This is a genomic window from Methanobrevibacter sp. UBA412 (assembly GCA_002495685.1).
Classification (GTDB): Archaea; Methanobacteriota; Methanobacteria; order Methanobacteriales; family Methanobacteriaceae; genus Methanobrevibacter_A; species Methanobrevibacter_A acididurans.
The window spans coordinates 20,658-31,699 of sequence record DAGJ01000025.1 but is presented as its reverse complement, the minus strand read 5'-3'; the positions used below and the strand labels follow the sequence as shown (position 1 = coordinate 31,699).

General features: G+C 28.9%; 12 protein-coding genes and 1 tRNA gene. 9 read left to right on the top strand and 4 right to left on the bottom strand.

Annotated elements, in window-relative coordinates:
- Nucleotides 1-15: 15 nt before the first annotated feature.
- The gene (locus tag BP997_RS08145; RefSeq protein ID WP_409198333.1) at nt 16-939 is read right to left on the bottom strand and encodes a branched-chain amino acid transaminase; all 924 of its coding nucleotides are present in this window, start codon (nt 937-939) and stop codon (nt 16-18) included.
- A 226-nt stretch (nt 940-1,165) separates the two neighbouring features.
- On the opposite strand from BP997_RS08145, the gene BP997_RS08140 reads away from it, so the two are divergent.
- A tRNA-Val gene (locus BP997_RS08140) sits at nt 1,166-1,237 on the top strand.
- A gap of 157 nt (nt 1,238-1,394) precedes the next feature.
- On the opposite strand, the gene BP997_RS08135 is transcribed toward BP997_RS08140, so the two are convergent.
- The gene (locus BP997_RS08135) at nt 1,395-2,402 is read right to left on the bottom strand and encodes a restriction endonuclease (protein ID WP_413824681.1); all 1,008 of its coding nucleotides are present in this window, start codon (nt 2,400-2,402) and stop codon (nt 1,395-1,397) included.
- Nucleotides 2,403-2,572: 170 nt separating this feature from the next.
- On the opposite strand from BP997_RS08135, the gene surE reads away from it, so the two are divergent.
- Nucleotides 2,573-3,343, top strand: coding sequence for a 5'/3'-nucleotidase SurE (surE, locus tag BP997_RS08130; protein ID WP_413824679.1), 771 nt, complete (start codon nt 2,573-2,575; stop codon nt 3,341-3,343).
- Nucleotides 3,344-3,402: 59 nt separating this feature from the next.
- Here the strand turns inward: surE and BP997_RS08125 are convergent, their stop codons facing one another.
- Entirely contained in the window at nt 3,403-3,549 is a 147-nt protein-coding gene (locus tag BP997_RS08125) for a hypothetical protein (RefSeq protein WP_409198336.1), read from the bottom strand.
- Between the two features lie 174 nt (nt 3,550-3,723).
- Between BP997_RS08125 and BP997_RS08120 the strand changes: the two genes are divergently transcribed.
- Nucleotides 3,724-3,924: an LSM domain-containing protein gene (locus BP997_RS08120; protein WP_409198337.1), complete on the top strand. Its 201-nt coding sequence runs from the start codon at nt 3,724-3,726 to the stop codon at nt 3,922-3,924.
- Nucleotides 3,925-3,977: 53 nt separating this feature from the next.
- Here the strand turns inward: BP997_RS08120 and cobT are convergent, their stop codons facing one another.
- On the bottom strand, nt 3,978-5,063 hold the full coding sequence (cobT, locus tag BP997_RS08115; RefSeq protein ID WP_413824676.1) for a nicotinate mononucleotide-dependent phosphoribosyltransferase CobT: 1,086 nt from the start codon (nt 5,061-5,063) through the stop codon (nt 3,978-3,980).
- Between the two features lie 158 nt (nt 5,064-5,221).
- Here cobT and BP997_RS08110 point away from each other — a divergent pair, with 158 nt between their 5' ends.
- The 6 genes from BP997_RS08110 (at nt 5,222) to BP997_RS08085 (ending at nt 10,891) form a co-directional block, all read left to right on the top strand.
- Entirely contained in the window at nt 5,222-6,859 is a 1,638-nt protein-coding gene (locus BP997_RS08110; RefSeq protein ID WP_413824674.1) for a bifunctional N(6)-L-threonylcarbamoyladenine synthase/serine/threonine protein kinase, read from the top strand.
- A gap of 36 nt (nt 6,860-6,895) precedes the next feature.
- Nucleotides 6,896-7,447 (top strand): XTP/dITP diphosphatase, encoded by a 552-nt coding sequence (locus BP997_RS08105; protein WP_409198339.1) that lies wholly within the window; start codon nt 6,896-6,898, stop codon nt 7,445-7,447.
- 80 nt (nt 7,448-7,527) lie between these two features.
- Nucleotides 7,528-7,923: a 30S ribosomal protein S15 gene (locus BP997_RS08100; protein WP_409198340.1), complete on the top strand. Its 396-nt coding sequence runs from the start codon at nt 7,528-7,530 to the stop codon at nt 7,921-7,923.
- A 19-nt stretch (nt 7,924-7,942) separates the two neighbouring features.
- Nucleotides 7,943-9,250, top strand: a complete 1,308-nt coding sequence (locus BP997_RS08095; RefSeq protein ID WP_413824686.1) for a DHHA1 domain-containing protein — start codon at nt 7,943-7,945, stop codon at nt 9,248-9,250.
- A gap of 139 nt (nt 9,251-9,389) precedes the next feature.
- Complete coding sequence (locus tag BP997_RS08090; RefSeq protein WP_413824672.1) at nt 9,390-10,580, top strand: aconitase X; 1,191 nt, start codon at nt 9,390-9,392, stop codon at nt 10,578-10,580.
- A 47-nt stretch (nt 10,581-10,627) separates the two neighbouring features.
- Nucleotides 10,628-10,891, top strand: coding sequence for a zinc ribbon domain-containing protein (locus BP997_RS08085; RefSeq protein WP_413824670.1), 264 nt, complete (start codon nt 10,628-10,630; stop codon nt 10,889-10,891).
- Nucleotides 10,892-11,042 lie beyond the last annotated feature (151 nt).

Below are 11,042 nucleotides of genomic sequence, written 5' to 3'. Positions count from 1 at the left end.
TCAAAAATTATTTTATTATATATAATTTAACCAGTTGTATTTATCTTCTGTTTTTCCTTCAACTATTTCAAAGAATTTACTTTGGATTTCTTCAGTTACAGGTCCTCTACTTCCGATTCCAACTTGTCTTCCATCTATGGATCGTATAGGTGTGACTTCTGCAGCTGATCCTGTGAAGAATACTTCGTCTGCTAAGTATAAATCTTCTCTTGGTAATGGTCTTTCTATAACATCATAACCTAAATCTTTGGATATTTGCATTATACTAGCTCTTGTGATTCCATCTAATACTGAGGATGATAATGTTGGAGTGTATAATGTGTTATCTTTTACTAAGAAAATATTTTCCCCACTACCTTCTCCGATATGTCCAGCATAATCAAGTTGTATACATTCATCAAAGCCATTTTCTGTAGCTTCTATTTTAGCTAGTTGGGAGTTCATATAATTTGCTGCTGCTTTAGCTAATGTTGGTAATGTGTCAGGTGCTGGTTTTCTCCATGAAGATACGCCAACATTTACTCCATTTTTCATACCTTCTTCACCTAAGTAAGATCCCCATTCCCAAACTGCTATTGTGGTGTTAACTGGGCAGTTTAAAGGTGATACTCCTAGTTCTCCATATCCTCTATATGTTATAGGTCGAACATAACAAGATTTTAAATTGTTTATTTTTATTGTATCTTTGATTGCATTTGCAATTTCTTCTTGAGTGTATGGGATTGGCATTTTGTAAATTTTTGCTGAATTAAATAATCTTTTCACATGATCGTTTAATCTGAAAACTGCTGATCCTTTTTTATTATTATAACATCTTATTCCTTCAAATACTGCAGATCCGTAGTGAACAACATGTGATAATACGTGAATTTTTGCATCTTTCCAATCTACTAATTCGCCGTCCATCCATATTTTTAAATTTTTATCGTCCCATGCCATTTTTTCACCTTTAATTTATTATTTTGTAATTTTAAGAATTATCATTATGATTTATATTATTCAATTATTAAATAGATTACTATTCATTTATTTTATTATTTGTTTTTTCTCTGTTTTTTTCTAAATTTTTTTTGGTGGGTTTTGTTTTTTCTCTGTTTTTTCATGATTTTTTACTCCATAATAGTAACCTTTATATAGTATGTTAGATAAAGTATTGGTGTTGTATGGTTCCGTGGTCTAGGGGTATGATACCTCCCTTACAAGGAGGGGATCACGAGTTCAAATCTCGTCGGAACCACTTTTATACTTTTATTACTATTTTTATTATATTTTTAAATCATTGTTAGTTGTAACAAAATTTTTTTATAAAATAAGCTTATTTTTTGATATTTTTTAAAAATTTAAAAGAAAAAAAATTTAATTTTGAAAAAAAAGGATTATATTTAATTTTTTATTTATAATATTACGAGTAACATTAAAATAATTAATGAAATAAAGAATATAACAGTTCCTTTAACTAATATTTGAGCTCCATCTCTATCTACAAATAGTATAAGGCCATAAGATAAGGCTAATGCTACTAATAATTCTACAACTCCAGCTATACCTCCAGGTATGTTGGTTAAACTTATTAAAGCATATGATATTATATAAGATAATAATACAACTACAACAATTAAGAAGAGTGTGTTACTCCATATAGGTTTTAATTTATCTATTGTAGAAGGACCCTCTTTTTTAGGTTTATCTGAATTAAAATTAAATCTATTACTAGATTTTCCACTAGATCTTCTACTAGATTTTGCATTACTAAATAATGATTTAAAATTTGGAGAATCATTCCTATTTGTATTTCCTTTAAACAAACTATGTTTTGGAGTTACATTGTCGTCTTGACCAAAATTATCATTATTTAAAAATTCATTCACTGTTGCTTCATCTTCATAAGATAAGGGGGTACTGTCATCTTTAACAGTTTCTATAGTAGAATTATCATAATCTGTATCTAATAAAGGTTCACCATTATCATAAGTTGTTGGATTATCAAAAATTTCATCTTCATTTGTCTGTTTAGTAATCAAATTATTTGGGTTTTCAGTATGGTCTTTTTCTGAATATTTTTGAGCTAAAGCTGTTAATTTATTTCTGTCAACAAGTTTAATATTTCTATTTTTGGCATAATTTATTGCTTGTTTTGAAAAACTACTGCTTGTTACTACTGTAATTTTTGATGCTTTAAGTATATCACTAACTTCTTCCATTTGTCTTAAAATATCTGTCCCTACTTCAAATTCCTTTTCATAGTTTTTACAAGCTACAACTACTCCAATGTCACCCATGGAACTTGGAAGTACAGCATATATATCAACAATTTGTTTAGTGGTTTTAAAATTTTTATATACTTTAAAACCGGAGTCTTCCATAACTTTAGCAATAAAATTTATCAATTGTGGCTTTTCCACGATTTCACCTAGCTCTATTTAAATTTTTAAAAAAAATATTATCTTTAAAAAATAATTTTTAAAATAATAAATATTTAATTATTACTTTGCCTTTTTTGATATATAAAATATATTTTTTTCAATTTTTAATATTACAAAAATACTTATTAGTAAGAGTATAACTTTATATTATGACAAATATTTTAATTAGTAATGATGATGGTGTTTATGCATCAGGGATTTTAGCTGCAAAACACGCTGTTGAAGATTTAGGTGATGTTACAATTGTAGCTCCGTCTAATCAACAAAGTGGGATAGGTCGTGCTTTAACTCTTTTTGAACCCTTAAGAATTAACTCTTTAAATTTAAGTGATGGTACTCCAGCTTATTCAGTTTCAGGAACTCCTACTGATGCTATAACATTAGGTATTTTTGAATTATTAAATGAAAAACCTGATTTGGTTATTTCTGGAATAAATGTTGGACATAATACTGGTAAAGGAGAACTTACTACTTCTGGAACTATTGGTGCTGCTATGGAAGCTGCTGCTTTAGGTGTTCCATCTATTGCTGTTTCACAGGAAGTTTTATCCGGGACTATGAAATTTGAACGTAATGTAGAATTAGATTATTCAATAACTGAAAAACTTTTATATGAAATTTCTGAAAAAGTTTTAAAAAAAGGTTTGCCTAAAGGTATTGATTTATTGAATTTAAATGTTCCCTCAAAACCTTCTAGTGAAGAAATAATTTTAACCCGTTTAGGTGAAAGGATGTATATACCTCAAATTGATGTTAGATCTGATCCTAGAGGAAAACCTTATTATTGGATTGATGGATTACCTTATCAAGGTGAAGAAGAAGGGACTGATGGTTATACTTTAAAGATTTTAAATGCTCCTACATTAACTCCTTTAAAAATAGACTGTACAGCTGATTTAAAATCTTTAGAAGATTGGTGAAACTTTAAATTTAATAATAAAAATTGAATAAATTTTTTAAAATAAAATATAAGATTTTATTATTTAATATTTAATTCTTTTAAAATTTTATCTCTTTCTTTTTTTAAACCTTCTAATCTAGCTTCATCAGTACATCCATCTTTTTCTAACTTAGCTAATGTAGTTGTTATTGCTTGTAATGTTGTTTCTAATTGATTAACTGGCATTATTTTCCTCCTATTTTTTATTATTTATATATTTAAAAAAACTATCTTATATATTAATTGGTTGGTGTTATTACTAACATTAATTTTTTTAATTAGTAAAATGTAAATAAATTTATATAATAAGCTTAATAATATTATAAAAAATACTATTTTAATTTTAGGAGAATAAAATAAATGAATGATGATAGTTTTCAAGTAAGTAAACAATTTTCTGATTTTAAAGGTAAAAATGTTTTAATTGGTTTAAAAAATTGGGAAGAAATAGAAGGTAAAATAATCAGTATTGATAACTTTTTAAATACTGTTTTAGAATCTGAAGGAAATTTAAATGTAATCAAAGGTGGAAAAATAGCTTTTATATCTGTAAAAAAATAATTAATTTAAATTCATCATTATTTTGATGAATTAAATTTAATTTTTAATTTTAATTAATTTTCACATTCTTTTACTATAGCATTTCTTAATTCTTCAACATCATGTCCATGGGTAAGTGCTAAAAACATTGAACCTCCAGCACCAGCACCTTCTTTAACAAATCCTTTTAAATAATTTTTTAATCCACCATGATTGGTTTTTTCAAATCCTGGGTCCACTACATAAACTGGAATATTTTCATCGATTTGTTTTAAAATGTTAAATAAGTCTGCTGTTTCATCTTCTGCAACATAAACAGTAGTTGCAAGTGCAATTCTTGAAAAATCAAAGTCCGGATCTATTGTTTTAATTAATGCACACACAGCACACATTTGGGTTCCCCCTGCTAAAATAACAGGTTTATTGCTTCCCATTACCATTCCTGCCATTGCTGGTATTGTTGGGTCTCCAACTGCTTTTATTGCATCAAATGGGGATAGTATATCGGTTTCTGGATCATCACTTTCTGGATCAATTCCAGCATTTTTAAGTCCTTCGTTGACAGTTTCTATTTTTAGATTATGTGGATTTGTTGGTGTGCTTCCACTTACTTTAAAGTTTGCATCATATCCTAATGCTTTTAAAACTCCTAAGGCAGTTGTTGTTCCTCCAGGTATACTTTCTCCAATTGTTATATAATCATGAAGTTCAGCAAAATCCATTCCTAATTCTATAGAGTTATAGTAAATTTCTTCTGCATTTTCTACTGCATGGCCGGTTCTTATGTCTTTACCTCCTTCTTCTCCAACTTCTGTTGTTTGAATAACAGGTTTTATTTCACAACCAGCATTAATTATTATTAAGGGTATTTTACTTAAATTTAAAGAAGCTTTTGTTATGATTGCTGGAGTAGGTGCTGAATTTCCATCTACTACGGTTTCAGCCATATCATTTGTACATTTTACTTCTCCAATTGTTATTAATTCTGCATCTGCAGCAGGTGTGTATTTGGTTTTTTCTGGACTTGCACCTGCACCACTTATTCCTTCAATTTTAGATGTTTCTGTTGTTCCTATAGTGCAGACGAATACACAATTTCTTTTATTTTCTATTTTTTTAATTAAATTATCTGAGCCATAAATTTTTAATCCTTCAGTCAATTTTTTTACACTCCTTTTTATTAAAATATTAAGCATGTTTTTATAATTTTATTACTTATGAAATTCATACATATATTAATTAATTTAACTTTATATAAGTTTATTAAAAAAATTTTTTACTTTCAATTAATTTTATTTTTTTAAAGGAGTTTATTATTTTGATATCTTTAGGAATTGAGGGAACTGCAGAGAAAACAGGTGTAGGAATTGTTGATGATGAAGGTAATATATTGTCTTCAGTTGGAAATCAATTATTCCCAAAGGAAGGAGGTATTCATCCAAGGGAAGCTGCTGAACATCATGCTTATTGGATTCCTAAATTAATTCCTCAGGCTGTTGAAGAAGCTGGAATTGATTTAACTGATGTTGATTTTATTTCATTTTCTCAAGGTCCAGGTTTAGGTCCTGCTCTTAGAACTGTAGCTACTGCTGCTAGAACATTATCTTTATCTTTAAAAATTCCTATAGTTGGTGTTAATCATTGTATAGGTCATGTTGAAATAGGTAAATTAGATACTGGTGCTATTAATCCAGTTTCCCTTTATGTTAGTGGTGGTAATAGTCAAGTAATAGCATTTGAATCAGGAAGATATCGAATTTTTGGAGAAACTTTAGATATAGCAGTAGGGAATTGTTTTGATCATTTTGGGAGAGAAACTGGTTTAGGTCATCCTGGAGGTCCAGTTATTGAAAAATTAGCATTAAATGGTAGTTATGTTGATTTACCTTATAGTGTTAAAGGTATGGATTTTTCATTTTCTGGTTTATTAAGTGCTGCTTTAAGAGCTTTTAAAAGAGGGGTTCCTATTGAAGATATATGTTTTAGTCTTCAAGAAACTGCTTTTGGAATGCTTGTAGAAGTGACTGAACGAGCTTTAGCACATACTGATAAAAATGAAGTTTTGCTTTGTGGTGGAGTTTCAGCAAATTCTAGGCTTCGGGAAATGCTAAAAATAATGGCTGATGAACATTATGCTAATTTTTATATGCCTAATATGAAGTATTGTGGGGATAATGGGGCTATGATTGCATGGCTTGGGCAGTTAACCAATAAATATTTTGGGACTGTTGATATTAAAGATACTCATATCATTCAAAGGTATCGTACTGATGAAGTTGATGTTCCGTGGGTTAAAGATTATAAAAATAAAATAAACTTACCAAGTAATATTTTAGCTAAAGGTGCTGAATCAGATATTTTAGAAAAATCTTATTTAGGTGAAGATGCTATTTTGAAAAAGAGAGTGTCTAAATCTTACCGTGTAAAAGAAATTGATAATAAAATTAGAAAGATGCGTACTAAAAGTGAATCTAAGTTAATTAGTGATATTAAAACTTGTGGTGTTAAATCTCCTGTTCTTTTTGATGTTAATTTGGAAGATGAATCTATTTTGATGGAAAAAATTCATGGAAATTTGGTTAAAGATATTATGGATTCTTTAAGTTCTGATGATAGATTTAATTTAGCTAAAAAGATTGGATATAATATTGGTTTGATGCATAATAAAGATATTATTCATGGGGATATTACAAGTTCTAATATGATGGTTGATGATGAAGGTAATTTTGTTTTCCTCGATTTTGGTTTAGGTAGTTATTCTGATTTAGTTGAGGATAAAGCAACTGATCTTTTAGTTCTTAAAAAGTCTTTTCAAAGTATAGATTATGAAATTGCTAATGAAACTTTTGACTGGATTTTAGATGGTTATATTGGTAGTTATGAAGATGATTTAAATAAAAATATGATTTTAAATAAGATTAAAGAAATTGAATCTAGAGGAAGATATACTCATTAATTTAATTTTTTTAAATAATTTTGTAGGGTTAGTAATATGATAACATTTATAACTGGAAACGAACATAAAGTAATAGAAGCAGAGAATATTTTTAAAAATTTCGATATTGAATTAGAGCATATTGATTTAGGATACTGTGAACCTCAAGGGACTCTTGAGGATGTAGCTAAATTCGGTGCAAAGTATGCTTGTCGAAAATTGAATAAATCTGTTATTGTTGAAGATGCTGGTTTATTTATTAAGTCTTTAAATGGATTTCCTGGAGTTTATTCCTCTTATGTGCAGGATACTTTAGGAAATAAAGGTATTTTAAAGTTAATGAATGGTATCGATGACCGATACGCTGAATTCAGGTCAGTCATTGGGTATTGCGCTCCCAAGTCTGAGCCCAAGGTCTTTTTAGGGCGTGTTAAAGGTCAGATAGCTCTCGAAGAAAAAGGTAATCTTGGTTTTGCATTTGATCCTCTATTTTATGTAGAAGAGGAAGGTAAAACTTTTGGAGAACTTACAACTGAAGAGAAAAATCAGTTTTCACATAGAAAGAATTCTTTACAACAATTTATTGATTGGTATGTTAATCAACTTTAATGAGAATTAATATTAATTATAATCTATTTAATCTATTAAGACCGTTTTTTCAAATAAAAAAATTAATGAGGTAATTAAATATGTCCGTAGACTGGGTAACTTATTCAAATGAAGAAATCGAAGAACTTATTTTAAAATTTACTAAGGAAGGTAAATCTCCAAGTGAAATTGGTGTTACATTAAGAGATCAATATGGTATTCCTAGTGTTAAAGAAGTGACTGGTGAAAAAATCACTCAAATTCTTAAAAAGAATGGTCAAGGAACTGAATATCCTGAAGATATTATGAATTTAATTAAAAGAGCTGTAAATATAAGAGATCATTTAAAAGAAAATCCTAAAGATATTCATTCTAAAAGAGGTTTAACTATTATTGAATCTAGAATTCGCCGTTTAGGTGCTTACTATGTAAGTGAAGGCGATTTACAAGAAGGATGGAGATACGATCCAACAGAAGCAGCACTCCTTGTTAAATAAGTCAGGTAACGCTTGTGATATGCTGAAGAAGCATATCGAAAATGGGGACGTTATAAGATTAATATCTCATAACGATGCTGATGGAATTTCAGCTGCTGGTGTTATAGCTAATGCTATTCATGAAGAAGGGGGACAATTTCATACAACAATTGTTCCTCGTCTTAAATCAGATACTGTTAAGGATTTAGCTAAAGAAAAATATGAATTATTTGTATTTTCTGATATGGGTAGTGCTTGTTTAGAACAAATTAATCAATCTATCAAATCTGATGTTATTATAGCTGATCATCATCAACCAAGTGATGTTGAAGCTAATGATAATGTTGTCCATATAAATCCACATTTATTTGGAATTGATGGGAGTAAAGATTTGAGTGGTGCAGGTGCTAGTTATTTAGTTGTTAGAGATATGGATAAAAAACATTTAGCTTATCTTGCATTAGTTGGAGCTTTTGGTGATATGCAATGTCCTGATGGTTTTTCTGGTGTAAATCAAATGATTTTATCTGATGGTTTAGATTCAGGTAATTTAGAAATTCATGAGGATTTGAAAATTGTTTCTAAAACTCAGGAACCTATTTATAAATCATTAGCTTATACTTTAAATCCTGCCCTTCCAGGTTTAACTGGAAATTTAGAGGGTGCTATGGGATTTTTAGAAAAACGAGGAATTTCTTATGGGATTAAATTTGATCAATTAAGTGATGAAGAACGTGATGTTCTTAAAGATGAACTTATTAAATTAAATCCTGAAATTTTTGGTGATGTATATACTGTTCCTAAAGAAAATCCTGTTTTAAGAAATTTAGAAGAATATTCTATTTTATTGGATTCTTGTGGGAAAAACAAAAAATTTGGTTTAGGTATTTCAATTGCTTTAGGGGAAAGAGATAAAGCATTGAAAGCTGCTCTTAACCTTCAAAATAATTATCGTTCTGAATTGATGAAAGGAATGGAATGGATTACTCGTGAGGGTAGTGTTCCTATGGATTATATTCAATATATTTATAGTGATGATAAAGTTTTGAAAAGTGTTATGGGGACTATAGCTAGTGTGGGAATGTCTGCAAAGATTTTGCCTGAGGATAAGCCTATTTTGGCTTTAGCTAGACTTCATAATGATATTAAAATTTCTGGTAGAACTATTCGTCCTATGGTTAATAAGGGTGTTGATTTAGGTAAGGCTTTACAGGATGCATCAGCAAACTTTGGTGGTCAAGGTGGAGGTCATGATATAGCTGCTGGAGCTATGATTCCTTTCACTGCTAAAGATAATTTTTTACTTTTGGTAAATGATATTATTGAGCATCAACTAAATAATAATTAATTTATTTTTTATACTTTTTTTTAATACTATTTTTTAAAGTTTCATTTTTTTTGGAATAATTTTATACTTTTTAAAGATTATAATATATTTAGATGATTATACTTTTTTAATTTAAAAAATTTTTAGGAGTAATTTTTAGATGTTTTTAACTCGTGATGAAGAAAAGATGTGTAATGGTGAATATGGAGATACTGTTCGTAAAAGTATGGATATTTTAGTTGCATTAGGTGATATTTATGGTGCTGAAAAGTTTGTGGATATAAGTTCTGCACAGGTTTCAGGTGTTTCTTATAAAACAATAGGTCAAGCTGGTTTAGAGTATCTTGAAGATTTAGCTTCAGATAAAAGTGGTTATGCTAAAATTCCTTCTACTCTTAATCCTGCAGGTACTGATTTAGATAATTGGAGTGAATTAGGTTTTCCGGCTGATTTTGCTTCTAAACAAACTGATATTGTGGATGCTTATGGTCAATTAGGTATTTCAAAAACTTGTACTTGTACTCCTTATCTTATAGGTAATGTTCCTAGATTTAGGGATCATATTTCTTGGTCTGAGTCTTCTGCTGTTGCTTATGTTAATTCTGTTATTGGTGCTAGAACTAATCGTGAAGGTGGTCCTGGAGCATTAGCTGCTGCTATTGTTGGTAAGACTCCTTTGTATGGGTTTCATTTAGATCTGAATAGGGCTTCTACTTTGATTGTTGATGTTGGTGCAGATTTGAATGGTGCTGATTTTGGTGCATTAGGATATGCTGTTGGTCAAGTTGTTGGTGATGGTGTTCCTTATTTTAAGTTAAATAATGTTCCTACAAATAATGATTTAAAATCTTTAGGTGCGGCTTTAGCTTCTTCTGGTGCTGTTGCATTATATTATGTTGAAAATGTCACTCCTGAATTTGATACAATTGCATTAAGTAATGAAGTTAATGATAATATGACTGTTTCTACAGAAGATATTAAAGAAACTCGTGATAAATTGTCTACTGCTTCAGGTTATGCTGATCTTGTGTGTTTAGGTTGTCCTCATGCTTCTTTAGAAGAAATTAAAGATGTTGCTAATTTTGTTTGTGGTAAAAGTATTTCTAATGAACTTTGGATTTGTACTTCAATTAATGTTAAGGCTGCTGCAGATCGGATGGGTTATAATAAAATGATTGAAAATGCTGGAGGACATATAGTTCAAGATACTTGTATGGTAGTTGCTCCAATAGAAGACATGGGATATGAAAGTGTTGGTGTTAATTCTGCAAAGGCAGCTAATTATGTTCCATCTATGTGTGGTCTAAAAGTAATTTACAATGACTTTGAAAATTTGATAAAATTCGATTAATTTAATAAATCACATATTATATAATTTGATTAAGGGGAGGTGAAAAAATGGATTATGAAAATATGAAATTTTGCCAATCTTGTGCAATGCCAATAACCGAAGAACTTTACGGTTCAAATAAAGATGGTAGTAAAAATGAAGAATATTGTAAATATTGTTATGAAAATGGTGAATTTACAGGCGATATGACAATGGAAGAAATGATAGATTTTTGTGTTCCAAAAACAGTAGAAAATACTGATATGGATGAAGAATCTGCACGTAAAATGTTAAATCAAATGTTTCCTCAATTAAAAAGATGGAAAAAATAATATTTTTTTTATAAAACTATTTTTCTTTAATTTTTTATAATTAAATCATCAATATATAAAATTCTTTTTTTTATTAAATTATTATATTATCCCATTTAAAATAAATTATTTAATTTTATGTCTAATTCAAAAAAATTATTATTAAATAATA

Excerpts from the sequence above, each read along its gene's own strand:
- BP997_RS08105 (WP_409198339.1), top strand. The coding sequence starts at position 6,896 with ATGATAACATTTATAACTGGAAACGAACATAAAGTAATAGAAGCAGAG.
- BP997_RS08120 (WP_409198337.1), top strand. The coding sequence starts at position 3,724 with ATGAATGATGATAGTTTTCAAGTAAGTAAACAATTTTCTGATTTTAAA.
- BP997_RS08125 (WP_409198336.1), bottom strand. The coding sequence starts at position 3,549 with ATGCCAGTTAATCAATTAGAAACAACATTACAAGCAATAACAACTACA.
- BP997_RS08145 (WP_409198333.1), bottom strand. The coding sequence starts at position 939 with ATGGCATGGGACGATAAAAATTTAAAAATATGGATGGACGGCGAATTA.
- BP997_RS08085 (WP_413824670.1), top strand. The coding sequence starts at position 10,628 with ATGGATTATGAAAATATGAAATTTTGCCAATCTTGTGCAATGCCAATA.
- BP997_RS08100 (WP_409198340.1), top strand. The coding sequence starts at position 7,528 with ATGTCCGTAGACTGGGTAACTTATTCAAATGAAGAAATCGAAGAACTT.
- BP997_RS08090 (WP_413824672.1), top strand. The coding sequence starts at position 9,390 with ATGTTTTTAACTCGTGATGAAGAAAAGATGTGTAATGGTGAATATGGA.
- BP997_RS08095 (WP_413824686.1), top strand. The coding sequence starts at position 7,943 with ATGCTGAAGAAGCATATCGAAAATGGGGACGTTATAAGATTAATATCT.
- surE (WP_413824679.1), top strand. The coding sequence starts at position 2,573 with ATGACAAATATTTTAATTAGTAATGATGATGGTGTTTATGCATCAGGG.